Genomic DNA, 24,762 nt, shown 5'->3' on the forward strand with positions numbered 1-24,762 from the left:
GCGAATCTATTCATACCGCAACGCGGCGACCGGCTCCAGCTTCGCGGCCTGATTGGCCGGATAGACCGTGGCTAAAAAGCTGATCAGGATGGCGGACCCGGCGACAAGGAACACGTCTTCGGCCAGCACATGAACCGGAATGCTCGAGATGTAATAAACGCTCGGGTCGAACGTCCAAAAGGTTTGAATCAACCAGAGAAACGCGTAGCCCAACGGAATGCCGATGCCTGTCCCGGCAAATCCGATGATCAATCCGTTCAGCATGAAGATGCGCCGAATACTGCGCTTCGTCGCGCCCATCGCTTTGAGGATCGCGATTTCCTTCTGCTTCTCCGTGACGATCATCGTCAAGGTGCTGACGATGTTGAATGAGGCCACGATCGTGATCAAGACCAGCAGGAGAAACATCATCGTCTTCTCCAGCTTCAGGGCCGAGAAGAGGTTGCGATTCATCTGCATCCAATCTCTGGCCCCATGGCTGAATCCCAGCTCCTGTTCGATCGTGTGGGCGATCTCTCCGGCGCGAAACACATCCGTGACTTTGACTTCGATGCCGGTCACGCTCGAGCCCAGGTTGAAAAATTTCTGCGCCTCGCTGAGTTCGATGTAGGCAAAGGAAGAATCGTATTCAAACATTCCTGAATGGAATAGGGCGACCACGGCGAACGTGCGGATCTTGGGCACCATCCCCATCGCGCTGATCGGGCCGACGGGAGAGACCACATTGACCGTGTCGCCGACAAACACCCCCAACCTGAGCGCCAGTTCTTTGCCGAGAATGATGCCGGGCTTTTCAACGGCGCGGAGGTCGCCTTGAGGATTGTCGATCGGGGCCTGCATCACTTTCACCGGGGTGAGCAGGTCGAGCAGCTGTCCCGCCGTGATGTTCTTGGCGAGTTCGGTGACATTGGCTTCTCGTTTCGGATCGATCCCGCGCAGGATAATCCCTTGGACCCCGCTTTGCGCGGTGAGGAGCACTTGGCGGAACACAAACGGCGTGGCCGCGACGACGTCGGGGACCGTCTGGATCTTGTCGGTCAGACGGTCATAGTCGGTCATGTGCTCTTTCATTCGTTCCTGGACGATGATATGGGCCGTCGTCCCGAGAATCTTGCTCTGAATGTCTTCTCGGAAGCCGGTCATGATGCCGACGGTCCCGATCAGCGCGGCCACGCCCAGCGTAATCCCGGCCACCGACACGAAGGTATTCAGCGAGATGGTCCGATTGCGGCGCTTGGCGCGCAGGTAGCGGAGTCCGACGAAGATTTCATAGGGAAGCGTCACTAGGATTTCTCTGGCCTGAGCTGGGGGAAAAGCACGACGTCGCGGATGGAGGCTTGATCGGTGAACAGCATGATCAATCGGTCGATCCCGATCCCTTCTCCGGCGGTCGGCGGCATTCCGAATTCAAGAGCGCGGAGGAAGTCTTCGTCGACGAGATGGGCCTCTTCATCGCCCGCCTCCCGTTGAACCGCCTGGCCTTCAAACCGCTCGCGTTGGTCCAGCGGATCGTTCAACTCGGAAAAGGCGTTCGCGATTTCTCGCCCGGCAATGTAGAGCTCGAAGCGATCGGTCAGGTTCGGGTCCGTATCCTTCCGCCTGGCGAGCGGAGAAATCTCGATCGGGTAATCGGTAATGAACGTGGGTTGTTGCAAATTAGGCTCGACGGTTTCCTCGAAAATCTCGTTGATGATCGTGAACAACGACGCCTTCGGATCCACCGGGACATTGAGCCGTTTGGCGGCCGCCGATGCCTGCTCTCGGTCTTGGAGGACCGAGGGGTCCAGATTATTCACCTCGAGGACGGCTTGGTGGTACGACCAGCGACGCCATGGAGGCGTGAGGACGATCTCGTTCCCTTGGTACGGAATGACCGTCTTGCCGAAAATCTGTTGAGCCAGGCTCGAGACCAGTTCTTCAGTGAGCGTGATGAGATCGTGATAATCCGCGTACGAGACGTAGAACTCCAGCATCGTGAATTCCGGGTTGTGGATCGTCGAGATGCCCTCATTCCGGAAGTTGCGGTTGATCTCGAACACGCGTGGAAATCCGCCGACGATCAGGCGCTTCAGATACAGCTCCGGCGCGATACGCAGGTAGAGATCGACGCCGAGCGCGTTGTGGTGCGTCACGAAGGGCTTGGCCGCCGCTCCCCCGGGAATGGGATGCATCATGGGCGTTTCGACCTCCAGGAACCCTCGTTCAATGAGAAATGTCCGGATGCCCGCAATGATACGGCTCCTGGTCGAAAAAATCTGATGGATCTGGGGGTTGGCGATCAGGTCGACATAGCGCTGTCGATAGCGGGTTTCGACGTCCGTCAACCCATGCCACTTTTCGGGGAGCGGCCGGAGGGCTTTGCTGAGAAACGTCAGATGGCGGACCTCGACCGTGAACTCGTTCGTCTTTGTGCGGAACAACGTCCCCGTGACGCCGATCCAGTCGCCGAGATCGAGCTGCTCGACGACGGTGTAGGCCTGCGCGGAGAGAAGATCTTTCTTGAGGTATGCCTGGAGGCGATCGGATCCGTCTTGCAGCACGGCAAACCCGGCCTTCCCGAAACGCCGCAAGGCGACGACCCGTCCCGCGACGGTGCATGAGACCTTTTCTTGCTCCAAGGTCTCCTTCGTCTTCTCGCCATGCAGCTTGAGTAATTGTCCAGCCCGATCCTTGACCTCGAAGCGGCTGCCGTACGGAGCGACGCCGGCCTCTCGCAGGAGCTCGAGTTTCTTGATCCGTTGTTGCCGCTGTTCGTTCAGTTCGTCCATGGCATCGTCGTCCGTCGTTCGTATCTCGTCGCTCGCAAGCGAAGATCCTTCAGATTCGCGAAATACGCTTCACGAGATACGGTGTTTTGTCACAGGTCGTCTTCCGGTCCGACCGGTGAGAGTTGATCGCTTCCCTTCTCCAGTTTCTTCTTCAAGAAGGCCTCGATGAACCCATCGAGATCCCCGTCCATGACGGCGGAGACGTTACTGAATTGATGGCCTGTCCGGTGGTCTTTGACCAGTTGATAGGGCTGGAACACATAGGACCGAATTTGGCTGCCCCATGCGATATCCTTTTTCTCGCCGACGATGGCGTTGAACTCCGCTTCCTTTTTTTTCTGTTCCAATTCGAAGAGGCGCGCTTTTAGGATTTTCATCGCGCCGTTTCGATTCTGCAGTTGGGAGCGTTCGTTCTGGCATTGCACGACGATACCGGACGGCAAGTGCGTAATCCGGATGGCGGTTTCCACTTTGTTCACGTTTTGCCCTCCGGCGCCGCCCGCCCGAAAGGTATCGATCCGGAGGTCCTTGTCTTCTACCGCGACGTCGAGGTCCTCGCTCAGTTCAGGATACACGAAGACGGACGCGAACGACGTATGCCGCCGCTTGTTGGAGTCGAACGGGGAAATGCGCACTAAGCGATGGACCCCGGCTTCCGCCTTCAGGTATCCATAGGCATGGGGTCCCGTGATGGAGAGCGTCACGCTCTTGACGCCCGCTTCATCGCCGGGCAACAGGTCCAGTGTTTCCACCTTGAATTTCTTGTGTTCCGCCCACCGCACATACATCCGAAGGAGCATTTGCGCCCAGTCCTGCGATTCCGTGCCGCCGGCGCCGGGATGAATCGCCATAATGGCATTATTGGAGTCCAGCTCTCCCGACAGGAGGAGCTCGACACGCAGGGTGGCGAGGCGTGGTTCCAACTGATTCAGTTCACTCGCCAGCTCGGCTTCCAGCGCCGAGTCGCCGCTTTCGCGGGCGAGCTCAAGCAGCGCATCCACATCGCCCATTTTGGTCTCGATCTCGCGCCACTGCCGCAGCTCTTGCTCGATCGTCGATTTTTTCCTGCTCACCGCGGCGGCGGAACGGGCATCGTTCCAGAAGTGCGGCTGGCCCATCTGCGCTTCGAGTTCTTGTAAGTCGGCCGTCATATGAGCGAAGTCAAAGATGCCCCCGTAGTTCAGAGACTTGTTGCGCGAGAGAGCGAACACGAACTTCCACGTCCTCTATCATTGCCACGATCCTCCTTCTTCGGTCATGCCGGGGTGATGGCCGTCAGGGCTGGTTCCTTGGTGCGGAAATAGCCGAACAGACACAACAGGGCGCAGATTATAACACAGGCGTGGGCAAACACATCGCCGTAATAGCTGTAAAACGTGCGGGCTTGTCTGGTCGGGATCGTCGTATACGATGCCTGCTCGACAAAAATAGGCGTCGCGTCGATGATCTGTCCGAACGGATCGATGAACCCCGAGATCCCCGTGTTGGCCGCCCGCGCGAAAGCCAGATGATTTTCCACGGAGCGAAAGACGACCATGGCAAAGTGCTGGGCGGGGGCCGAGGACGGTCCAAACCAGCCGTCATTGGTGATGGTCACCAGAAACTCCGCGCCGTTTGCCGCGAACTGACGGACCAAATCCGGGAAGATGACCTCATAGCAGATCGCCACCCCGAACTTGACCGGTCGGGAACCGGACGAACGTTGAGTGTTCCATGATTTCGGGCTGAACGAAAAAGTCGTCGGTCCCGGTCCTGCTTCGAAATCGCCGATGCCTTCGACGAGTTTATCGAGGAAAAACAGGAGCGATGATTTGAGGGGGATATACTCGCCGAACGGGACGAGATGCTGTTTGTCATAACGGCCGAGGACTATGCCGTCCGTTCCAAGCAGATAGGCGCTATTCAACAGGTAGGGGCGGCGATCCGGATAAAATCTCAAGGCCGGGCTGCCGAGGAGGATCGGCGCCTGCGCGCGTTCCGCCCATGCGATGAGCTGCAACTGATACTCTTTCTCCCGCTCCAAAATAAACGGCGTGGCCGCCTCGGGCCACACGACGAGGTCGGCATTGGTTCCCAGTTGGGCCGTCAGGCGGTCGAACCTCCGCATAGTCTCGTCGCGGAATGACGCATCCCATTTCACGGCTTGATCGATATTCGGTTGAACGACGCCGACGGTAATGAAGGTCTTCAGGCTTTGCCGATCTCGATCGCTCAGGACCGCCGAACTATAGAACCAGGACAGCAGCATGCAGGCTGCCGCCGTCGTGAGCAGTTCCCACGGAAGCTTGACCGGGTGACATCCACGAAAAAACGGCATGATCCATAAGAACAGCTCAGCGAAGGCCACATTCACCAGGATGATGAGGTAGGAAATGCCGTACACCCCCGTGTGGTCCGCCACCTGAATCAGGTCTAGTTCGCGGTATTGCGAATAGCCGAGCAAACACCAGGGAAGGCCGGAGAGCAGGTGGGTACGGAACAATTCGAGCGCGACCCAGAAGCAGGGCGCAAAGAATATCCCATAGCGTGGGATGAGCTCGCGCAACCAGACGACGGCGAGGCTATAGAGACCGACATAGAGTCCGAGATAGGTGGTCAGCAGCAGCAAAATTGCGTAGCTCACGAGTTCGGGAACCTTGCCGTAGGTGGTCATGGCGGTAACGACCCAGGCCATGATCCCGGTGAACCCGACGAGACCGGTCAGCCAGCCGAGCCAAAAGGCTCGCCGTCTGGAGCATTGATCGAGCGCGAGATGAAGGGGAATCAGGGCGATCCAGGCCAGCAACCCTAGGTCAAATTTCGGGAAACAGAAAGGCAAGAGCAGTCCGCTCGCGCAAGCAAGGAGGATCTGACGCGAACGAACTTGTTCCATCGTGCCGTACCTTATCCAAAAGATTCGACGACTTGCAAGAGAAGGCTTGAACAATCAGCGACTTGGGAAAGCTCCAGGTGCTTTTCCCTCATGGAAGAGGTATTCTAGTTTGCATGGAGCGACGTCGGCATCGTCGGGTTCCGGCTCAAGTCAAGAGTCTGCTTCGGGCAAACTCGCACGAGGTCGAGGGGGAAACCGTCGATCTGTCGCTCGGCGGCGCCCGGATTGAAAGCTCTCTTGTCGTTCAACCAGGAAGGCAGATCGCCGTCAAGCTGATTGTCCCAGGCGACGACACACCGATCCTGATCGAGCAAGCCCAAGTGCAATGGGCGGTCGATCGAACGTTCGGGGTTCGGTTTGTCGATCTCCCTGAGCAGGAGTTGGATGAATTGGAACAGTTGATCGATGAAAGTATTGCGCTTGATGAAGGAGGAAAGACATGAAATCCATGGGGCCTGAGACCGAAACGCAGCCGGATGACCCGCGATTCTGGATCGGGGGTGAGGCGACCGTCGGATCCCAAGCCCGCTGCCATATTCGCCGTCAAGCGGGTCCGCCCACCTCTCTGCTCGGCGTCATCCTCGGCCTCACCTTCCTCGGGGGTCTCGCCCTCGGCAGCTCATTCGGCCTCCTCTGTCGAAATAAAAAATAAGCGTGGATTCCATTCTCCCCGGGACGCTCCGTCCCGGTTTCTGCCGCCTCCGACGTTATGGCAATGGAAGAGAACGGATACGGGCACTGCGCTGTTACAGCACATCGCTCCAGGGAGGGCTGACGGCGAACGCGGCGTTGATCAAGCCGACGTGGGAATAGGCCTGCGGGAAGTTTCCGAGTTGTTCGCGAGTGTCCGGCACAAAGTGCTCCGCAAAGAGCCCGACGCCGTTGGCGCCCGCGAGGATTTGATTCATGATCTGCTTCGCCTCGGCGAGACGACCGAGTTTGGCCAACGCCTGAACGACCCAGAACGAGCAAATGACAAAGCTCGACTGCGGTTTGCCGAAATCATCCTGCCGGAGGTAGCGGAAGAAAAACCCCGTTTCTTTTCCTTCTCGGCGCACAGAGAGGGCTTGTTTAATTTGCGTGATCGTCGTATCGCACACCTCTCGATCCGGAAACCCAAGAATGGCCAATTGGGCTAGGGATGCGTCGTAACTATCGTCGGTCGGTCCGTTCCTGAGGGCCTTGTCCTTGGTGGCTTGCAATAAAGCATTTGCCGCTCGCGCGCGGGCGCTGTCCAGATTGGTCGGGAGATCGCGGAGGAACCCGGCCCGCTGCATGCGATAGGCGCGATCCAGGCCGGCCCAACACATGAGATTTGTGAACGAATGTTCTTTCCAGCCGTTACGAATCTCCCATGGCCCGGCATCCGGCTGAGAGATGCTTCGTTCGCAGAGGCGGACTAAATTGGCGACCAGCGCTTCATGATCTTTGGTCCGCAGGTCAATGAACCGGTTGTCGAAGAAGATCGGAGCCAGCGTGAGTATCATTTCGCCGTACACGTCGCTCTGTGTATGTTCGGCGGCTTGGTTATGGCTCCGGACGGGCCGGCTTCCGAGAAAGCCTTGCCAGTTGACATGCTCGATTTCCGGAAGGGGCAGATCCTGACTGAGTTTATAAACCGGCGCCAAGCGATCGTGGGATTGCTCGCTGGCATAGCCGACATTGAGGAGAAACTTCAGGAAGCCTTCCATTTCTTCAAATTGGCCGAGATTGTGAAACGCCGAGAGCGAGAAATGCGCATCGCGCAGCCAGCAGTAGCGATAGTCCCAGTTGCGTGGTCCTCCTGGTTCCTCGGGCAAACTGGTGGTGGGCGCGGCGAGAATCGCTCCAGTGTCCTCATAACAGTTGAGTTTAAGCGCGAGGGCCGAGCGGATGACCTCCTCCTGATAGACGACGGGGATCGAGCACTGTTTGACCCAGGTTTGCCAGTATTTGGTCGTCTGATCGAGGAATTCGTGACTGACCTTGACGAGGTCATCTTCAATCCCGAGTCCCCACGTCAACGCGAAATACATCTTCGACGTCAGGATGACCGGCGTTTCCTCGCAGAGGTATGTCAGCGGCATATTCGTCAGCAACCGCAAGTAGTCTCCGCGAATATCGTACCGCACGTGGCTATTGCCGCGGACGGGTCGAACCGGCGCTTTGTCCCAACCGGAAACCGGCTTGCAACAGACACGAATAGACGGTGATCCGTTCAGCGGCTCAACGATTCGAAATAGGGCGGCCGGACGATAGATGCGGCCATATTGCAGGAAGCGCGGGCAAAAGTCGGTAATCCGGAAGGCGTCCCCGTTGGGTAACGAGACGGTCGTCACCAGGATATTGGTATTCTGGAGGTACTGTTGTGTCGTAGTTGTTTCCGAGGACGGGATAGATGCGGAGATGGAAAACTGGCCGCCCTCCTGGTCCAGGATTTTCCCGAAGATCGGGGGGCTGTCGGGTCTCGGAAGACACAGCCAGTCGAGAGACCCGTGCGCGCTGATCAGAGCGGAAACCTGACAGTTTCCGATGAGACCGTACTGATACATAGAGTGACCATATTTGATTTCTCGGGGAAAGTAAACTACCTTGTTTCCATGAGGCTGCTCGCGCTCTCTCTGCGTTTTGTGCTCCCCTTGGTGATCGTGTTGGCCGTGATCGCCTATGGGGTCATCCCGCTCGTCGATTCACTCGAATTGAAATGGTTTGTCCGTGATCTCGATATGCGGTCCAAGCTCATGGTCAACACGATGGAAGGACCGCTGGCGGACCTTCTGATCACCAATTCGAAAGACAAGATCTCCGCCTATTTTACGCGCATTATTCAGGATGAGCGGCTATATGCCCTGGGCTTTTGCGACCTTGAGAATCGGCTGCTCTACGAGACTCAGGCCTATCCGCAGGATGTGACCTGTCGGGATACGCTGAACCTCGCTCCCAACTCCTCGACCCTGCGATCTTTCAGCAGCGGACCGCTTCATATCATGTCGGCGTCCATTGAATCCAACGGGCGCCGGCTGGGACGTCTTCTCCTTCTGCACGACATGAGGTTTATCCAACAACGGAGCAGCGACACCAAACGCTACGTCTTTTATTTATTTGCGGGACTTACGGCGGTCATCTCGCTCGTGACGGTCTTGGTCGCGCATTTCAGCTGGAAAGAATGGGTGGCCGGGGTTCGAGCGATGGTCAAGGGCGAACGACTCCTGAACCCCCTGACGCAGGAGCAACATGCTCCGGAACTCCAGCCGCTGGCGAAGGACTTGCGCTCGTTGGTCCAGGCTCTTGAAGCGGATCGCCGCATGCGCGATGAGACGCAGATTTCATGGTCTCCGGCCAGCCTCAAATCCATTCTCCATGAGCAGTTTTCGGGCGATCAGGTGCTGATCGTGTCCAACCGGCAGCCCTATGCGCACTATTGGCAGGATCAGAAAATCGTCGTGCAGGTGCCGGCGAGCGGACTGGTCTCGGCGCTTGAGCCGGTCATGCGCGCCTGTTCCGGGACATGGGTCGCGCATGGGAACGGATCCGCAGATCGAGAGGTGGTGGACGGCCGAAACCATGTCAGTGTTCCACCGGGGCATCCCGCCTATGAGATTCGGCGTGTGTGGCTGACCGCGGAGGAAGAGGCCGGATACTATTACGGGTTTGCCAACGAGGGATTATGGCCGCTCTGCCACATCGCCCACGTTCGGCCCACGTTCCGTTCGTCCGACTGGAAACACTACGTCGCCGTCAATGAGCGTTTCGCTCAAGCGGTCTATGAGGAGGCCACGACCGACAATCCGGTCGTCCTCATTCAGGATTATCACCTCGCCCTGGTTCCAAAGCTCATCCGAGATCGGTTGCCGACGGCGACGATCATCACGTTCTGGCACATTCCGTGGGCTAATGCGGAAAGTTTCGGGATCTGTCCCTGGCGGCAGGAACTTTTGGAAGGGCTGCTTGGGAGCAGCATCCTGGGGTTCCATACCAGAGTCCATTGCAACAACTTCATCGACTGTGTCGACCGGATACTCGAGGCGCGCATCGATCGAAACAGTTCGACGGTTTCCTATGGGGGGAAAATGACGGCGGTCAACCCCTATCCGATTTCCATCGAGTGGCCCCTGCAAGGGTTGTGCGATCAACAACCGGTTCCGGAATGTCGATCGAAACTGCGCGCGTTCTACGGGATGCCTCCCGATCGCCTCATCGGCCTTGGGGTCGAACGGCTTGATTATACGAAGGGGATCCTAGAGCGATTCATGGCCGTGGAACGATTACTGGAACTCCAGCCCGAATGGATCGGGAAGTTTACCTTTATTCAGATCGCCGCTCCCAGCCGTTCCATGATCGAGCAGTACCAGCATTTCACCAGCCAGGTCTATGCCTTGGCCGAGCAGATCAACAAGCGGTTTGGGCGCGACGGGTATGAACCGATCTGCTTGCGGATTCAGCATCACGCGGCGTCTCAGGTCTGTGAGTGTTATCGCGGCGCGGACATCTGCGTCGTCAGCAGCCTCCATGACGGCATGAATTTGGTGGCCAAGGAGTTCGTCGGCGCCCGGGATGACGAGCAGGGAGTGTTGATTCTGAGTCAATTCACAGGAGCCGCTCGGGAACTGACGGAGGCGTTGGTGATCAACCCTTACGACATCGATCAATTTGCGGCCGCGCTGCACCTTGGCCTGACGATGCCGAAGGTGGAGCAGCGGGCCAGGATGCAGAGCATGCGCGGCTTGATCCAGGAATTCAACGTGTATCGCTGGGCCGGGCGCATGCTGATCGATGCCGCCCGCATGAGACAAAAGGAGCGGGTCATGAAACAGGTGCGGCGGCCGAGTTTGTTGAGTTGACGGACGATGGACTATTTATTGACGGAAACAGGGAGAAGCGAGCTCGGAGCGCTCCGAAAAGGTCGTTCGCTGTATGCGTTTGATTTTGACGGAACTCTGGCGAAGATCGTCCGAGAGCATCATGCGGCGAGGCTATCGCGTCCCATCCGTTTCTGGCTCGAGGAACTCGCGAAGCGCGTTCCCACCGCCATTATCTCGGGACGCTCCGTGGAGGACCTCCGCTCGCGTGTTGGAACCGCCGTGCCCCACTTGATCGGAAACCATGGTTCAGAAGGCCCTCACACGCGCCAGGAGGATATCCAGCAAGTCCGCGAGACCAGCTCCGGATGGCTGCAATTGATCACCGGACGATTTCAGGATGAGCTGACTCGAAGCGGCGTGGCCGTCGAGAATAAATCCTATTCGCTCTCGTTCCATTATCGAACCGTCGATCAGCGGGACGAGGCTCGGGCGCTGATCTCCCGCATCGTCGCCGAATTGTCTCCGCCTCCTCGCATTGTCCTTGGGAAATCCGTCGTCAATGTGATGCCGCCGACGGCGTCACACAAGGGCACGGCGGTGCTGGAGTACATGCGCCGTCTTGACTGCGGCACGGCTCTCTACGTGGGAGACGACGAAACTGATGAGGATGTCTTTGCGCTTCGGGATCACCGCATTCTGACCGTGCGAGTCGGCAAGAAGAAAGGGTCCGCGGCTCGGTATTTTCTCAAAAGACAGGCGGAAATCGCCGAGGTGCTTCGACTGCTCGGCGAGGCCGGTGATCAAAGCATTTGTACGTGGAGCGGCTGCCATGAACAGGGAGCCACTCGGCCTGCTCAGCATCCCAACGAATAGATCTCGCCCGCAGTATTCATGGACACTTCTACCGCAGCCGCCGATACGCCGCCTGTCCTCATTATTCCACCAATGGCGATCGTTCTCGTCCGAGGAGAAGATCGTAGGGGGCAAAATCGTCGCTCAGGACGACGCCGGGCGGCCAGGGATCGATCCGGCGAGTGCTCAACAGCGCGAGTGTTTCCATCGGCAGGCGCTGATTCATCGCCATGTCCGTGATCTTGGCCACGAGCGCGTTCTCTGTTTCATGCTCGATCGCATGGCCTCCGAAGAAGATCAGATTCTTCGCCGGGGTCATTCCCGTTTTCCACGGCCCCTCGACGGCGAAGGTGGCGAGGACCGGAAAGGCCTGTCGCATGGTTTGCACGACCGCCGCGGCTCGAGCGAGATCGCTTTCTTTCCCGGATGAGGCCAGGTTGACCGCGACGATTCCCTCCGGGTTGAGGCGCGCGCGCACCAAGGAATAAAACTCCGCCGTGGTGAGATGAAAAGGGATCATGTCTCGCGCGAACGCATCGATCCACATGACATCGTAGGTGTGATCCGTCGCGTTGAGAAAGGCTCGCCCGTCCTTCACGAAGACGCGATGATTGGCCGGCGGGCGGTACTCAAAATACTCTTCGGCCATTCGGACGACGACCGGGTCGAACTCCACGATATCCAACTCCAAAGCCGGCCAGTGCCGCGCCAACCACTTTGCGAGCGAACCGCCGCCATGGCCGAGAATGAGGCCGCGCTTCGGTTCGGACACCAATGCCAGCGAAGACACCATCATTTGGCTGTAGGGGAGAAAGAGGGTCGTCGGGTCGACTTTCCACATCGTGGCGTGGAACGTACGATCCAACACGAGATACCGAAAGAGATCGTCTTCTCGAATTCGGACCTGCTGGTACGGACTTTCCTCTTGATAGATGGGGGCCTTCAATCGTGGGATCGGATGGAGAGCCAGGGTTCCCAACAAGGCGAAGCAACCAAGGACAAGCAGTCCTATCAAGGGGCGGACTAAGGTCCCTTTCATGAACCACAAGATTCCAAGTCCGACCTGAATGCCGCCCAGCCAGGCCATCAGCGATTGGCTTCCGAGCCACGATAGGAGAAAGAAGGCAGTGCCCCACGTGCCGGCCAGACTGCCGACGGTCGACAGGGCGATCATGCGGCCTGTCTGCCGACCGAGGTGATCCATGTCCGCGACCGCCAAACGCAACATGGCCGGCAATACGCCGCTGAGTCCGAACGCGGGGGGGGCGAGGAGAACAGTCGCGGCCAGGCAAGGGCCCCAGCGTGGGTCTTGCACCATCTTCTCGATCTCAAACAGAATAGGTTGGTTCGCCCACGCGACGAGAAACGTCCAGCTTCCAGAAAAAAACAACAGGGCGGCCAGCACCCCACTGCCGGCATAGCGATCCGAGATCCATCCGCCGAACGCGTATCCGCTGCTCATGGCGGCCAGAATCACTCCGATCAGCGCGCCCCAGACAAACAACGAACTGCCGAAGACGGGAGCCAACAGCCGGCTGCCGAGGATTTCCAACGCCATCACCACCGCTCCGGTCACAAGGGCGGTCACGAGCAGAAACCAGCGGGGAATGTGGGCAGGATGTACAGTCATCGATTTGAACAACGGGATGGAGCCTCTCTCCTGATAGCGTGGGAAACGGCGTCGGATTGTACTCAACGCATTTTCCGAGAGTCAACGAAGCGGGAAGGACCTTCATGGAGCCGATCATCCTGGAATTCGTTGCTCCATGCGGTTCAGGTTGTTATACTTTCGCACCACTTACTTAAAGCAACCAGGGAGGAATCATGCACATCAGTGTGATCGGGAGCGGTTACGTCGGACTCGTGACGGGCGCATGTTTCGCCGAGTTCGGCGTTCACGTAACCTGCATGGACAGCGACGGGCGAAGGATCGAGAAGCTGGAGAAAGGCGAGGTTCCGTTTTATGAGCCTGGGCTCAAGGAATTGGTGGCCAAGGGGATCAGAGAAGGCCGGCTGAGTTTTACCACGGACATCGCGAAGGCCGTCGAGAAGGCGTTGGTCATTTTTATCGCGGTCGGGACTCCGCCTCGGGGCGATGGTTCCGCCGATCTCTCTTACGTCGAAGAAGTCGGCAAAGGGATTGCGCGGCACATGACCGGCTACAAGGTCATCGTGACCAAGTCCACAGTGCCCGTCGGCACCGGCGCAAAACTTCGCGAGGTGATTGCAAAGGCTCAGGCGAATGCCTTTGGGTTCGATATGGTCTCAAATCCGGAGTTTCTCCGCGAAGGGTCGGCCATTGAGGATTTCATGCGACCGAATCGCGTGGTGATCGGCGCGGACAGCGATCAAGCGGTGGCGATCATGAAGGACCTGTATCGACCCCTGTATTTGATCGAAACACCGATCGTTGTAACGGATGTGCCGACCGCTGAGCTCATCAAATATGCCTCCAATGCGTTCCTGGCGACGAAGATTTCGTTCATCAATGAGATCGCGAATCTGTGCGAAAAAGTCGGAGCCAATGTGCAAATGGTGGCGAAGGGCATGGGGCTTGATCATCGCATCGGGGGGAAGTTTCTTCACGCAGGCCCCGGGTTCGGAGGCTCATGCTTCCCGAAAGATCTCGCCGCGCTCATTCAGACCGGTGAGCGAAACGGCTATCCTATGCAGATCGCTTCCGCCGCGTCACGGGTGAACGACATTCAGCGAGAACGGATGATCGACAAGATTCGAGAGGCGGTCGGGGGACTCAAAGGCAAGACGTTGGCGATGCTGGGCCTTTCCTTCAAGCCCAATACCAACGACATCCGGGAGGCCCCGGCCTTGGCGATCGGTCGCGCCCTCCTGGCCGAGGGCGCGAGCATTCGCGCGTATGATCCGGAGGCCCTCACGGAAGCCTGTCAGATCATGCCCGAGCTCCAGCCCTGCAGAGATACCTACCACGCGGCTGAAGGAGCTGATGCGCTGGTGTTGATGACCGAGTGGAATGTGTTTCGAAATCTCGACTTTGAAAAACTGAAGTCCGTCATGCGAGTTCCCCTCTTGCTCGATCTCCGCAACGTCTACGATCCCGAACGCGTTGGGGCCGTCGGATTCACGCATGTATCGGTCGGGCGCATGGCACAGGGTCTCAAGCACACTCGCTGAGCGGAGCCCGCAGGCTGTTCAAAAAGGCCAACGTTTTCACCCGCCCACCCAGGCGCGCCTGCGTCGACGCCCGGCGCGGCGAAGCCGAGGGCCTTTGAGCCGGCGAAGGGCTTCAGGCACTTTCAAGCGCTGCGACCTGTCTCGCGAAGCCGCTTCGGCAAGGGGGGGAACGAAGCAGGCGGACTTTTTTAAAACCCTGCTAGGTCAGCCTCGGCAGCTCGGCTTTGGCCTGCTCCTTGGTCTTTGGCTTGTACCCCATTCGATCGAGCACTTTCATGATGCGAGTCTTCAGCCGTTCATCGGCATCGGTCAACGCGGTGGCCAGCGGTTCGACGGCCGGTTTGCCGATCTTTCGAAGAATTTCGGTTGCGGATTGACGTATCTCGTCCTCCTCGGAAACCAGGAGCGGAATGAGCGACGGGACGGAGGGACCGCCGAGTTTGATCAATGAATCATAGGCTCGTTGCCGCACGTCGCCGACCTCGTCGTTCAATGCCGCGACCAAGGGATCGACCGCGCGTGGATCTTTCAACTCACCCAAGACTTCTGCCGCGTATTTTCTGTTGAGCCAATGGGTATCCCTGAGATCGAGCAACATGGCGTCGGCTTTGGCGGTGTTGGGATCTTTAGGACGAATCCTGAAGCTCTTCGCGACCCGCTTGCCGCCTTCTTCCACCACACGGATCGTGGCGCCGTCTCCCGCCTTGATCTTTTTCAGATCCTCGAGCGCGTCCTCGTCCACGTCCAGCACGACTGTCTTGCCGTCGTAAGCCAGGAGTTCGACCTCGAGTTGCCTGCTTTCGGGGTTGACCGCCACAACCCGCTCGGTCACCAGGTTGAAACCGTCTTTCTTTTCTCCACCTTTCGGAACGATCTGAATCAACTTCGGAGCTTCATCCGCCATGGGCATGTATCCTCTACGGTTTGGGTTATTGCGGTTCAGGTGTCCAGCCGAGACTGGCCAGCACGGCCTCGACGGTTTCTTGCACCATCGTGTTCTCGTCCTCGCGCAGCCCCAGCAAGGCCTGAATGGCTTCTGTCGCGCCGAGCCGCGCGAGTGATTCGGCGGCATTGCGCCTGACCAACCAGTCTTCGTCTTTCAGCGATGCCATCAAGGGAGTGACGGCTCGGCGATCACCGATCTTGCCCAGCGCCTCTGCCGCATGACGCCGAACCATCCAATTGGAGCCTAAGAGCCCATCAATCAAGGCCTCCACCGCCCGCACGTCGCCGATCTTCTTCAGCACCCGGGCCGCATCTTCGCGGAGGGTGTTGTCCATGAGCGCATCGATCAACCCGGGCACCGCTTGCGAGTCGCCGATCCGCTCCAGCGCCCACACAGCCGCCGTCCTGACGGCGCCGTCACGGTCCTTGATTGCCTTGACGAGAGGCTCGGTGGCCCGTCGGTCCCGCAATTTTCCGAGTGCCGAGGCCGCCTGTTCTCTGATCGCCCAGGAGCTGTCTTCTAAGGCTTCGATCATCGGCTCGACGACGGATGGCCCCATCCGAACGACCGCGCTCGCCGCGGCCTCTCGAATCACCGCATCTTCATCGGCCATAAGGTCGATCAACCGGGGAAGCGCCTCCGGACCGGTTTGGCCGAGGCTCGCGATCGCATGGTCGCGCAGGGCCTCGTTCTCGTCGTGCAATGCTTGAATGAGTCGATCGATTCGATCCGATGCACCTTGTTCAGTCATTCTCGGTATCCTCTTCGGGGGGCTGACTTTCCGTGGCCATGATGGCTTCAAGTTTGTCGGCGATCAAGCCCGCATTATACGCCACGAGGCCGTCACGATCCGTTCGGAGTCGGTCAAAGAGTTCTTTCTGCGGGCGCAGGACCTCCACTTCCTTGATCTTGGCCAAGGCTTCCATGGCATACACCCGCAGCGGGCGGATGGGAATGGCGTCGAGATAGAGCCGGGTGGGCCGCGCATCGCCGATCAGTCCAAGGGATTTGATCGCCAATTCTTTCACGCCGGTATCCTTGTCCTGTTCCAGCCGCTTCATCAAGGGCTCGACGGCTCGCACATCCCCGATTTTCCCCAATAAGTCGGCCACGGCCTCGCGCACAAGCCAATCATCGTCTTCGAGATATTCGATCAGGATTTCCACGCTCGGCCGACCGATCCCGAGAAGGTCGATGACCGTCGCCATGCGCGCTTCCTCACGTTCGCTGGCCCCTTCGACTTCACGCAACGCATTGAACGTTTCATCGATTCGTTCCCGGATCGCGCCCAGTTTCTTCAACGTGCCGACGGCGATATCTCGAACGGCCGGCCGGCCCATGGCGTCGATGAATGCATCAAGGGAACGGGGATCCAATAATTGATCAAGCATCAGCGCCGCCGCGACTTGCACCTCTTCATCAGGATGTTTCAGCATGTCGCAGAGGGAGAGAACCGATGTGGGAATCGCCCCGATCAGGTGGCTGAGGACTTGTCGGGTCGCACGGTCCTGAGTTTTAGGAAGCAAGGCCACCAGCGCCCGAGCCGTGTCCGTGTCGAGCACTCCTGCCATCTGTTCAAGGGCTGACGCACCGGCTTTTCGAACAACCTCCTCGTCATGTTCGAGTAGGCCGACGAGCGCAACTCCGGCTTGCGGATCTTTGATACGGGCCAGCATCGCGGCGGCTTCTTTTTTTAATTCGGTGGGCCCGGACCGGAGGGCCTCGATGAGCGCCTGCACCGAACGGGGACCGCCGGCCACACAAGCGGCCGTGGCTCGCATGCGGCGCCAATCCTCTTCATGGATCAGTTCGGAGACCAGCGTCTCTATCGTTTCCTTCGGCATGATAGTCAGTGGGGGAGCGGGATGTTGAAAAAGCCCTCCAGCTTCGCCTTCGCATCGCTTGGAGGCTCAACATACAGAATAAAGTATGCCTCGCTTCGCTCGCCGCGGCCTTGCCCGTGGAACGACGCGTCATGGCCCTCGGCTTCGCCGCGCCGGGCGTCGACGCAGGCGCGAGGCGAGCTCGCCTCGCTGAGCGGGCGCGCCGGGGTTGGGCGGGTGAGATCAAAGGTCTTTTTGAACATCCCGTAGGCTATTGCTTCCATCCCGTCCGTGACCGCCCGTTGCTTCTCCATCTGACCGACGCCAGTGTCTCACGGACGTGAAACAGGAGATTTTCATCACGAGGCTCGTTCAACAGCGGAAGCAGAAAGGGAACGACCTTCGACCCGAATTTGGCCAAGGCCGCCGCCGCTTCCACTCGTGTACATGTCCGGTCCAACGCCGCGACAAGCGAAGGGATGGCCCTCTCGTCGCCGATCATGCCCAGTGCCCGAGCCGCCGCGCTTTGCGTGATCGCTTCTTCATTCCATTGGTCTCCGCAGCCGGCCACCGGCCTCGTCACTTCCGGAGGATTGGCCCCTGTGACGACATCGATCAGGACCGGAACGGCGCGTCGATCGCCGATCCGTCCGAGTGCTTCAACCGCCACCGTCCGCAGTCCGGGCTCGCGCATGACCATGAACAGATGCTCGACCGCCTGGGGATCACCGATCTCGCCGAGGGCTCGCACCGCATCTTCGCGAACCGCCGAGTCTCGATCGTTGAACAACACCGACAACAGCGGTTCCACAGCCCCTTTCGATTTTGACTTCCCCAACGATTCCACCGCATGCAGACGAACGAGCCAGTCCTCATGCTGCAACTCCTTCAAGAGCGATGGAATCGCCGCGTCGCCGATGGCGGCCAGAGCGGCAGCCGTTTCCTCACGAACCGCTTTGACTTTGTCCTGAAGCAGCGGAAGGAGCGGCTCAACCGCATCTGTGTTCCGTACCCGCCCCAACGCCTTGGCCGCGTGCATCCGAACGATCCAGTCGCCGCTGCGCAGGGCCGCGATGAGCGGCGCGAGCACCCGCTCATCCGCAATGGCGGCCAGGATGGCCGACGCTGATTCCTGGACCGAGAGATCCGGCTCCATGAGGCAGGTTCCCACTGCATCGACGGCCGAGGCTCCGATCGAGCGCAACGCTTCAATCGCCGCCTCCCGCACGGAACGGTCCTGGTCCCGAAGGAGGGCCACCAGGGGAACCACCGCTCGCGGATCTTGGAAGGTGCCGAGCAGGACGGCCGCTTCACCACGGATAGCCCAATCCTGGTCCTTGAGTGCCGCGATCTGTTCCGTCACTATATCGGTCATGCTGTCATCCGGCCCACGCGAAGGATCGTGGTTCACGTGGGGAAAGAACTCGCGGTCGTCACCGAAGAGCGATGGATTCGCGCGTGCGTGTCACGCGATGTCGCCGGACGGGCCAAATCGCCCGGTTTGCCCTAACGGTCGATCGACGCGCAGGTTGTCGGCCTGACTTGAGCTGATCTCCACCACTTCATCAGGAGGCGTCCATCCAAGCTTATCCAACGTATCGAGCACGATCTGTTTCAGAGCGTCTTTGGCTGTCAGCCGAACAGACGCGTAAGAGAGCACGCGTTCCTTTTCAGCCTCGACTTCGGACGCTTTGGGGTCGTAGAGGAAGGCAATCAAGGGTTCGATGGCCGCGTCTCCGATCACCGCCAGCGCCGCCGCGGCCTTTTCACGCAAGACTCCGTCTTTCAGCAGCATGATCAAATCCGGAATCACGCGAGGATCGCGAAACTGACCGAGGGCCGTGGCGGCGGCTTCCTTGATGAACGCATCTTCGCTGACGATGCATCCGGGTGTCGGCGTGCCCTCCTGTTTGATGCCCTTGCCCTTCAAGGCGTCCAACACGGCCGGGAGCGCGCGCGCATCGCCGATCATGCCGAGTGAGGCGATGGCATGGCGCTTCACGGCTCCGTCTTTCATGGCTTCAACCAGCGCGTCGATTGCGCGGGGATCACCGATCATGCCGAGCGCGATGGTCGCGTCTTCGCGAACGGCTCGGTCAGCATCCTTCAAGGCGGCGATCAAGGCATCCACGACCTTGGCGTCCTGGACCCAGGACCTGCCGATTTGATAGTCGGTGGTCATCCCGCCCAACGCGCGGGCCGCGTGACATCGAACCACAAAATCCTTGTCTTTGAGACTGTCGATCAACGGATCGACCGAGGGATACCCGATGTACACCAGCGCCGTTCCGGCTGTCTCGCGCACGATCTTCGAAGAATCCCGAAACAGCTTGATCAGGGACGGAATGGCTTTTGGATCGGCGATTCTGCCCAAGGCTTCCGCGGCTGCGCTTTTGACGGCCCCGTCCCGGTCGCGACAGGCGCCGATCAGCGCGTCGACCGCTCTGGAGTCCTTGATCTTGCCGGCCGCCTTGGCGGCATATTCGCGTATGCGCCAACGTTCGTCTTTCATGGCGGTCACCAGGCGATCGACCAGGATCGGACCTATCTTTACCGCGGCCTCGACCGCTTGATCGCGAACTTCCATGATGGAATCGTTGAAAAGGCCGACCAGAGCTTCGACCGCCTTCGGGCCGCCGATTTTCGCGACGCCGCAGCCTGCATGGGCCCGCACGGACCAGAAGTCATCGCCGCAAGCGCTGATCAGCGCGTCCAGGGTAACGGGATCGCCCAGGTCGGCCAGCGTCTTCGCCGCCTCCTCTCGGGTGGCATCGTCCACATCTTCAAGCGCTTCCAACAGATCGTCGAGTGCGTTAGCCATCGTTCGGTTTCTGATCGTAATAGGCGTCGCGTTGCCCGCCGTAGGGGTACATGCGTTTGCACACCACCACCAACGCCTGTGTCCCGCGGCCTTCGACGCATTGATCCAAGGATTTTGAAAAATCGAGCGTGCCGTTGAGATTCACCGTAAAGGGAAAATCGAATGTGAAGCTGATGAACTTATACTTGCCCGGCTTCAACCGCAGTTCCCGGCGCTCGGATGTCTTGGGCGCATCGAGCGACTCGGGATCCGAATTCCAGATCGAGGGCGTCACACCTGGGACTTGCCACCAGGAAGTGGGGACCAGCTTCGTGGCGTCGATGGTAATCCCATGTTCCCTGAGATGAGCAGCCGGAGGGTCTCCCGCTGACCCCTCCTTCGAGTCGGCCATAACCAGCAGGCTCGTCAGCGTGCAACCCCATATCAGGAGAGACCAATGTCGCATGAGGGTAGCGTAGCGCATGGTTGACTAACGTTTCTTGCGGGGCCGTGCGGCTGGAGTGGCCCCGGCGGTTTCGAAAATTTCCTCCACGGCCTGACTCTCCCATTCCATGTGAGTTTCCAGCTTCAGGATTTTCATCACGGTGGCTCCGGTATCGATGATCGACACCGGCCGACGGATGAGTCGGCCATGTTTTATTCCGGCTCCCGAGGCGATCCAGGGAACGACCGGCGACTCTGTCGTGGGGACCTCGGCGCCAGGGTCGGTCCCCCTTCCGCTGAGAGTGGTGACGACGACGGTGGTGCGCCCGGAAAGTGAATACTCCTGAAAGAGGTTCAGGACAGACTTCATGGCGTCATCGACCGTTCGTAACGCCTCTCGATATTCTTTCGAGTCCCAGCCGTGGGTTACTCCGGCCCTTCCTGCTTCCGGGAGGTGAACCACCAGCAAATGAGGCAGGGAGAGAATCGCGTGCCCATATCCGTGTCCGCTGGTCGCCTTTTGCAGATACTGCTGGATGTAGGCGACGAGTTTTTGAGAGCCGCACTCGGGCCGCAATGCCCCGCAGAGTTGATAGTCGGTGTAGGGTTCCGGCTTGGCGAGCTGATACAGAGACTCATCCATGTAAAAGATGGCGCTGTCTCGGCCCCCGCTCAGATCCAGGTAGTCAAAGAGGCTGGGATGGCGAGGGTACCCTCGGCTGAATTCAAAAAAGTTCCACGTAATTCCATGTTTTTCCACCGGCATGCCGGTCACGAGCGATGCCATCGTGGGCAATCGTAGGGCCGGCTTAACTCCGCTCGCGGACCAGGTCACCGACCCGTCCTTGATGAGCTTGCTCAGGACCGGCATCGTTCCGCCTTTGAGCGATTCTTGACCGAATCCCTCCAGCACAAAGAGGATGACATGTTCCGTCCCAGTCCCCGGGGGTGCTGTTTCTTTCCCGATCGGGAGCGCCGCACCACCGGCTGCGTAGACCCCGGTTTCAAATAAGACGGTCAGGAGACCGACAAGGATCGAGCGAAGGTGCCGTGATGGAGATGTCATAGCGCAGTATCACCCGCATGTATCCTAACAGGATGCTGAAAAAGTCCGCCAGCTTCGTTCTCGCCTCGCCCGCCTCGCAAAGTCGGCGACGCGGGCTCAGAGGCTCAACGTACCGAAACGTACGCTCGCCCCTTCACTCGCTGCGGTCTTGCCGGACAGCCTTTTTGAGCATCCTGAAGTAATTCTGGTGTCAGCACCGAACGGAAAATTCTGGCCATATGGCATCGACCACGTTTTTCCGCAGCCTGCTGAAGTAAGAACGGTACCCTAACATGCAAATTTTCCGGAAGGCAAGGTGGGGAAGCACCGGGCGATTGCTGGCGGAACCGCCTTCCGGCTGCTATGCTGAAACCGCTCACCGTTTCCATCCGTGCGCAGGGGCGAGAAAGGGGAGGCGATGTCGGGTCAAGTTTTTCATCAGCAGCCTCCCATCTGCCTGCTGTCTTATCAATCGTATCGACCCATTGTTTTGTTTCTCGCGCTTGCGGTGTTCATCACCGCCGCCCCCGCGCTCGCTGATATCAGGGTTGTCAATGCGCAAGGCGAGTACCGGATGGGTGACCGCGATACCCGTGAAGATGCCGTCCGACTCGCGACCGAGGCGGCCAAGCGGAACGCCCTCGAACAAGTCGCGACCTACCTTGAGAGCGTCACCGTCGTGAGTGACATGGATGTGACCAAAGATGAAATCCGTACCTACACGGCTGGATTAGTGATCGTGCTCAATCAGCGGATCTCCACGGCTCTCGACGGCGATGTCGTGGTGATAACAGCGGACCTCCTGGCGCAGATGGATACGGAAGAAGTGGCGCGGGCGATTACGGCGCTTCGGGAAAACGAGGATGCCCGTGTTCAGCTGGCCGAACTGAAACAAGAAAATGAACAGCTGCAAGAGGAACTCAAATCGGCCAATCAAGCGTTGGGCAATGCATCCACACCGGATCAGATCCAGCAGGCGGCGCACAAGCGGAAGGAAATCATCGATCGGGTACAATCAAACGCCATGGTGTCGCAGGCTTGGACAAATTGGGTGTTGGTCTCACCGGTTGGTTTCCCCCAATCCCTGCTCAATAACGCGATCGGCCTTTCCCCGAACAATCCACATGTCGCGATCGCGCAACAGATCATCACCAGCCGGCAACCGGCTCCGCCTCACGCGCCGAGGCCTGGGAGCAAGCCTGGCCGGATGCCGAGCCATGAGCTGGTGCCGCCTCCTGGTGGATTGCCGGGCGCTCGGCCATTGAATGAGATCATTCATCGGACACCCGGATCGCCTCAGGGTGATCGTCAATCTGTCCAAGGTTTTGGCGGAGCAAGGCGAGTGCCTCAGGGGCCGCCGGGATTGCAGCAACCAGGTCCGCCTCATCGGGGAACTCCGTCCTTCGGGGCACCGGGCGGAGGCCGCTAAAATGGAAGCCTTGAAGAAGAACCTTGGAATCCTTGTTACGGCGGTGGGGTTCTGGCTTAGCTGGGGAAATGGGTTCATCACGAGTTCAGCTGCCGAAGTGGGCTATTCTCCCGATCAGTATTGGATCGGCAAAGGCCAGGGTGATCTTACCAAAGGCCAGGTTGTCTGCCGGCGTGTGTCGGAGCTTTCAGCTCGGACCGATCTGGCCAAGCAAATTCGTGTGTTGGTCAAGGAACACATGATCGACCGTGTCCGTGAACGGTCGGGGCGCGAGAGCGAACAAGACATCGAACTGACTCGTGAAGAAATCGTTCAGGAATACCTACGAGACGTGAAAATCATTGATCGCCGGATCGATGAAGAGAATAAGATTTGTACGGCGACGGCTGTGATGCCGAAGAATCAAATCCAGCCAAAGGTGACGCCAGAAGTCGCGGAACCCACGCCCGCGGTGGTTCGTTAACCCGCATGCATCGTGACCGTTAGCTGAAATCATCAACCAGAACTACATCGAACAACTTAGCCTTGACGTCGGCCAGCACCTGACGATAGCCAGGCCGTGCATCCGCATCCTTGGTGCCAGAAATAGCGCGATCTTCATAGCGCTGGATAATCTCCCAGCCATGCTGTCGTGCGGCATAGTTCTCACAACTTCGATACTGGTCTATAATCGATGTTTCTCGCTGACTTTCACTGCAAAAGCGGGCGTACAACGCGACTCTCATGGCTCAATCCCTGCTAATGTCCGGTCTGCTTTGTGAACCTTAGTGCGTTCAGGTCGATGATCACGGTGGCGGCTCTTTTAGCCGGAATGTTTCTTGCGCATGATTGAAACTACAACGTGCGGCGATACTTCACGAAAAACCGTTTGAGTTAATATTTCATACGCCCACGTATAGTCGGGCAGACCACTACCCGAATCAGCAAGAACCACACCAATACAGCCATGCCGTGGCCCAAGAATTCCTGATGCAACCTCGACGATGCCGGTGAATGCCTTCGGATCACAGATGGCTCCAGTATCCTTCGGTGTGAATCCATTTATAATGGGGAATGACTGAGACTTCTGAGCTGGGAGAACCTTTTGCTTGAAAACTTTATGGTGAAGGGTGCCATCATGATGGTGCCTACTATGTAGATCCAATTGTCTATCGCTCATCGGTTTCAAAACAAAATACTCTCCTTTTTGATTGCGCCGTATCCATAAAACAAGGAACAGGTCTGTTCCCTCACGAACCGCGACCGCATATTTATTCTCCCCAGGAACTGTTTTGAGATTCATCAGCCCAACCTTGGAGCTTGCAGCACGCTGCTTCCGTGTCTCCTCGAAACAGTACCGCCAGGTGGTCAACTCCTCCGTAGTCATCATGGAAGTGTCAATAGCCTGATACTTTAGCCATCCCTCAAACGTTTGCAGATCATCTTCACTGATAAACTCATTCATTTCACTCATTCCTCCAAAGTCACCTTCAGTGCTTTCGCACGCCTTGCCAAAGTGCTAAGAGGTGGGTCATGTCAACCCTGTTCAAGCCGAGCTGCATAGCCGAGACTAAGCTTCGTCTTGTATGCCAGCGTGGCCTGGGTTAGCTCTTTTTTCTGTCTCAGGTGTTTCATTTGCATTGCAAATCTGTTTTGTTCACCCATGCTCTACTTCATATCATGTGACGCCTCCTAGGTGAGACGGTTGATTGCACCGACCGACTCTCGGACGGCAGCTATAAGCTGAAGATGGTTTTCAGTCAACTCCCAGAGAACGATGAACCAAAGGTTCGCCATCAAAGCAGGCCAATCTTGTCCCTCAGTATTCATAAGCGTTTCCGCTGTTCCGCTTCATTGCGCTCCTACCTCTTTT

At 58.3% G+C, this 24,762-nt stretch carries 23 protein-coding genes; 7 read left to right on the plus strand and 16 right to left on the minus strand.

The features are described from left to right. Positions 1–6 precede the first annotated feature (6 nt). The 4 genes from COMA2_RS07935 to lnt form a co-directional block, all read right to left on the minus strand. A complete protein-coding gene (locus COMA2_RS07935; RefSeq protein WP_090896271.1) occupies positions 7–1,284 on the minus strand; it encodes a lipoprotein-releasing ABC transporter permease subunit in 1,278 nt (425 codons plus the stop codon). Further along, on the minus strand, positions 1,284–2,768 hold the full coding sequence (lysS, locus tag COMA2_RS07940) for a lysine--tRNA ligase (RefSeq protein ID WP_090896273.1): 1,485 nt from the start codon (positions 2,766–2,768) through the stop codon (positions 1,284–1,286). The genes COMA2_RS07935 and lysS overlap by 1 nt, the downstream gene beginning before the upstream one ends. Before the next feature lie 89 nt (positions 2,769–2,857). Beyond that, positions 2,858–4,001, minus strand: a protein-coding gene (gene prfB, locus COMA2_RS07945; protein WP_342672605.1) for a peptide chain release factor 2 whose coding sequence is annotated in 2 segments (ribosomal slippage) — positions 2,858–3,934 and positions 3,936–4,001 — 1,143 coding nt in all. Because the reading frame shifts where the segments join, the coding sequence is not laid out codon by codon here. A gap of 22 nt (positions 4,002–4,023) precedes the next feature. Further along, positions 4,024–5,640 carry an apolipoprotein N-acyltransferase gene (lnt, locus tag COMA2_RS07950; protein WP_090896275.1) on the minus strand — a complete coding sequence of 539 codons (1,617 nt, stop codon included), beginning with the start codon at positions 5,638–5,640 and terminating at the stop codon, positions 4,024–4,026. Positions 5,641–5,753: 113 nt separating this feature from the next. Here lnt and COMA2_RS07955 point away from each other — a divergent pair, with 113 nt between their 5' ends. Both COMA2_RS07955 and COMA2_RS07960 read left to right on the plus strand, forming a co-directional pair. Then, positions 5,754–6,083, plus strand: coding sequence for a PilZ domain-containing protein (locus COMA2_RS07955; protein WP_090896277.1), 330 nt, complete (start codon positions 5,754–5,756; stop codon positions 6,081–6,083). Then, entirely contained in the window at positions 6,080–6,292 is a 213-nt protein-coding gene (locus COMA2_RS07960) for a hypothetical protein (RefSeq protein WP_090896279.1), read from the plus strand. The genes COMA2_RS07955 and COMA2_RS07960 overlap by 4 nt, the downstream gene beginning before the upstream one ends. A 94-nt stretch (positions 6,293–6,386) precedes the next feature. On the opposite strand, the gene COMA2_RS07965 is transcribed toward COMA2_RS07960, so the two are convergent. After that, positions 6,387–8,171 (minus strand): glycoside hydrolase family 15 protein, encoded by a 1,785-nt coding sequence (locus tag COMA2_RS07965; RefSeq protein WP_090896282.1) that lies wholly within the window; start codon positions 8,169–8,171, stop codon positions 6,387–6,389. 48 nt (positions 8,172–8,219) lie between these two features. Here COMA2_RS07965 and COMA2_RS07970 point away from each other — a divergent pair, with 48 nt between their 5' ends. Both COMA2_RS07970 and otsB read left to right on the plus strand, forming a co-directional pair. Next, a complete protein-coding gene (locus COMA2_RS07970; RefSeq protein WP_090896285.1) occupies positions 8,220–10,460 on the plus strand; it encodes a trehalose-6-phosphate synthase in 2,241 nt (746 codons plus the stop codon). 6 nt (positions 10,461–10,466) lie between these two features. Continuing rightward, positions 10,467–11,294, plus strand: a complete 828-nt coding sequence (gene otsB / locus COMA2_RS07975) for a trehalose-phosphatase (protein ID WP_090896288.1) — start codon at positions 10,467–10,469, stop codon at positions 11,292–11,294. A 61-nt stretch (positions 11,295–11,355) separates the two neighbouring features. On the opposite strand, the gene COMA2_RS07980 is transcribed toward otsB, so the two are convergent. Further along, entirely contained in the window at positions 11,356–12,903 is a 1,548-nt protein-coding gene (locus COMA2_RS07980; protein WP_090896290.1) for a fused MFS/spermidine synthase, read from the minus strand. Between the two features lie 194 nt (positions 12,904–13,097). Between COMA2_RS07980 and COMA2_RS07985 the strand changes: the two genes are divergently transcribed. Next, positions 13,098–14,423: a UDP-glucose dehydrogenase family protein gene (locus tag COMA2_RS07985; protein ID WP_090896293.1), complete on the plus strand. Its 1,326-nt coding sequence runs from the start codon at positions 13,098–13,100 to the stop codon at positions 14,421–14,423. A 199-nt stretch (positions 14,424–14,622) separates the two neighbouring features. On the opposite strand, the gene COMA2_RS07990 is transcribed toward COMA2_RS07985, so the two are convergent. The 8 genes from COMA2_RS07990 to COMA2_RS08025 all read right to left on the minus strand — a co-directional run bounded on the left by COMA2_RS07990 (position 14,623) and on the right by COMA2_RS08025 (position 21,502). Then, positions 14,623–15,327 (minus strand): HEAT repeat domain-containing protein, encoded by a 705-nt coding sequence (locus COMA2_RS07990; protein WP_175304462.1) that lies wholly within the window; start codon positions 15,325–15,327, stop codon positions 14,623–14,625. Between the two features lie 25 nt (positions 15,328–15,352). After that, positions 15,353–16,120: a HEAT repeat domain-containing protein gene (locus COMA2_RS07995; RefSeq protein WP_090896299.1), complete on the minus strand. Its 768-nt coding sequence runs from the start codon at positions 16,118–16,120 to the stop codon at positions 15,353–15,355. After that, complete coding sequence (locus COMA2_RS08000) at positions 16,113–17,213, minus strand: HEAT repeat domain-containing protein (RefSeq protein WP_090896302.1); 1,101 nt, start codon at positions 17,211–17,213, stop codon at positions 16,113–16,115. The genes COMA2_RS07995 and COMA2_RS08000 overlap by 8 nt, the downstream gene beginning before the upstream one ends. A gap of 5 nt (positions 17,214–17,218) precedes the next feature. After that, positions 17,219–17,476: a hypothetical protein gene (locus tag COMA2_RS08005; RefSeq protein ID WP_090896305.1), complete on the minus strand. Its 258-nt coding sequence runs from the start codon at positions 17,474–17,476 to the stop codon at positions 17,219–17,221. Next, the gene (locus tag COMA2_RS08010; protein ID WP_090896307.1) at positions 17,464–18,567 is read right to left on the minus strand and encodes a HEAT repeat domain-containing protein; all 1,104 of its coding nucleotides are present in this window, start codon (positions 18,565–18,567) and stop codon (positions 17,464–17,466) included. Before COMA2_RS08010 ends, COMA2_RS08005 begins: the two co-directional genes overlap by 13 nt. Positions 18,568–18,657: 90 nt before the next feature. Next, positions 18,658–20,013, minus strand: coding sequence for a HEAT repeat domain-containing protein (locus COMA2_RS08015; RefSeq protein WP_090896309.1), 1,356 nt, complete (start codon positions 20,011–20,013; stop codon positions 18,658–18,660). Then, positions 20,006–20,404: a hypothetical protein gene (locus COMA2_RS08020; RefSeq protein ID WP_090896312.1), complete on the minus strand. Its 399-nt coding sequence runs from the start codon at positions 20,402–20,404 to the stop codon at positions 20,006–20,008. The genes COMA2_RS08015 and COMA2_RS08020 overlap by 8 nt, the downstream gene beginning before the upstream one ends. 78 nt (positions 20,405–20,482) lie before the next feature. Further along, positions 20,483–21,502: an alkaline phosphatase family protein gene (locus COMA2_RS08025; protein ID WP_090896316.1), complete on the minus strand. Its 1,020-nt coding sequence runs from the start codon at positions 21,500–21,502 to the stop codon at positions 20,483–20,485. Positions 21,503–21,899: 397 nt separating this feature from the next. On the opposite strand from COMA2_RS08025, the gene COMA2_RS08030 reads away from it, so the two are divergent. Both COMA2_RS08030 and COMA2_RS08035 read left to right on the plus strand, forming a co-directional pair. After that, positions 21,900–22,910 carry a YlbF family regulator gene (locus tag COMA2_RS08030; RefSeq protein WP_090896319.1) on the plus strand — a complete coding sequence of 337 codons (1,011 nt, stop codon included), beginning with the start codon at positions 21,900–21,902 and terminating at the stop codon, positions 22,908–22,910. A gap of 1 nt (position 22,911) precedes the next feature. Continuing rightward, positions 22,912–23,373, plus strand: coding sequence for a hypothetical protein (locus COMA2_RS08035; protein WP_090896322.1), 462 nt, complete (start codon positions 22,912–22,914; stop codon positions 23,371–23,373). A 19-nt stretch (positions 23,374–23,392) separates the two neighbouring features. Here COMA2_RS08035 and COMA2_RS08040 read toward each other — a convergent pair whose 3' ends face one another. Together COMA2_RS08040 and COMA2_RS08045 are read right to left on the minus strand one after the other, a co-directional pair. Next, entirely contained in the window at positions 23,393–23,635 is a 243-nt protein-coding gene (locus COMA2_RS08040; protein WP_090896324.1) for a recombinase family protein, read from the minus strand. Positions 23,636–23,712: 77 nt separating this feature from the next. Beyond that, entirely contained in the window at positions 23,713–24,354 is a 642-nt protein-coding gene (locus COMA2_RS08045) for a hypothetical protein (RefSeq protein WP_090896326.1), read from the minus strand. Between the last annotated feature and the right edge of the window lie 408 nt (positions 24,355–24,762).

Source organism: Candidatus Nitrospira nitrificans, assembly GCF_001458775.1.
Lineage (GTDB): Bacteria > Nitrospirota > Nitrospiria > Nitrospirales > Nitrospiraceae > Nitrospira_D > Nitrospira_D nitrificans.

Bases quoted from the DNA above. Each gene is read 5' to 3' on its own strand.
- lysS (WP_090896273.1), bottom strand. From the start codon at position 2,768: ATGGACGAACTGAACGAACAGCGGCAACAACGGATCAAGAAACTCGAG.
- lnt (WP_090896275.1), bottom strand. From the start codon at position 5,640: ATGGAACAAGTTCGTTCGCGTCAGATCCTCCTTGCTTGCGCGAGCGGA.
- COMA2_RS07955 (WP_090896277.1), top strand. From the start codon at position 5,754: ATGGAGCGACGTCGGCATCGTCGGGTTCCGGCTCAAGTCAAGAGTCTG.
- COMA2_RS07960 (WP_090896279.1), top strand. From the start codon at position 6,080: ATGAAATCCATGGGGCCTGAGACCGAAACGCAGCCGGATGACCCGCGA.
- COMA2_RS07965 (WP_090896282.1), bottom strand. From the start codon at position 8,171: ATGTATCAGTACGGTCTCATCGGAAACTGTCAGGTTTCCGCTCTGATC.
- COMA2_RS07970 (WP_090896285.1), top strand. From the start codon at position 8,220: ATGAGGCTGCTCGCGCTCTCTCTGCGTTTTGTGCTCCCCTTGGTGATC.
- otsB (WP_090896288.1), top strand. From the start codon at position 10,467: ATGGACTATTTATTGACGGAAACAGGGAGAAGCGAGCTCGGAGCGCTC.
- COMA2_RS07980 (WP_090896290.1), bottom strand. From the start codon at position 12,903: ATGACTGTACATCCTGCCCACATTCCCCGCTGGTTTCTGCTCGTGACC.
- COMA2_RS07985 (WP_090896293.1), top strand. From the start codon at position 13,098: ATGCACATCAGTGTGATCGGGAGCGGTTACGTCGGACTCGTGACGGGC.
- COMA2_RS07990 (WP_175304462.1), bottom strand. From the start codon at position 15,327: ATGGCGGATGAAGCTCCGAAGTTGATTCAGATCGTTCCGAAAGGTGGA.
- COMA2_RS07995 (WP_090896299.1), bottom strand. From the start codon at position 16,120: ATGACTGAACAAGGTGCATCGGATCGAATCGATCGACTCATTCAAGCA.
- COMA2_RS08000 (WP_090896302.1), bottom strand. From the start codon at position 17,213: ATGCCGAAGGAAACGATAGAGACGCTGGTCTCCGAACTGATCCATGAA.
- COMA2_RS08005 (WP_090896305.1), bottom strand. From the start codon at position 17,476: ATGGAAGCAATAGCCTACGGGATGTTCAAAAAGACCTTTGATCTCACC.
- COMA2_RS08010 (WP_090896307.1), bottom strand. From the start codon at position 18,567: ATGACCGATATAGTGACGGAACAGATCGCGGCACTCAAGGACCAGGAT.
- COMA2_RS08015 (WP_090896309.1), bottom strand. From the start codon at position 20,013: ATGGCTAACGCACTCGACGATCTGTTGGAAGCGCTTGAAGATGTGGAC.
- COMA2_RS08020 (WP_090896312.1), bottom strand. From the start codon at position 20,404: ATGGCCGACTCGAAGGAGGGGTCAGCGGGAGACCCTCCGGCTGCTCAT.
- COMA2_RS08025 (WP_090896316.1), bottom strand. From the start codon at position 21,502: ATGACATCTCCATCACGGCACCTTCGCTCGATCCTTGTCGGTCTCCTG.
- COMA2_RS08030 (WP_090896319.1), top strand. From the start codon at position 21,900: ATGTCGGGTCAAGTTTTTCATCAGCAGCCTCCCATCTGCCTGCTGTCT.
- COMA2_RS08035 (WP_090896322.1), top strand. From the start codon at position 22,912: ATGGAAGCCTTGAAGAAGAACCTTGGAATCCTTGTTACGGCGGTGGGG.
- COMA2_RS08040 (WP_090896324.1), bottom strand. From the start codon at position 23,635: ATGAGAGTCGCGTTGTACGCCCGCTTTTGCAGTGAAAGTCAGCGAGAA.
- COMA2_RS08045 (WP_090896326.1), bottom strand. From the start codon at position 24,354: ATGAATGAGTTTATCAGTGAAGATGATCTGCAAACGTTTGAGGGATGG.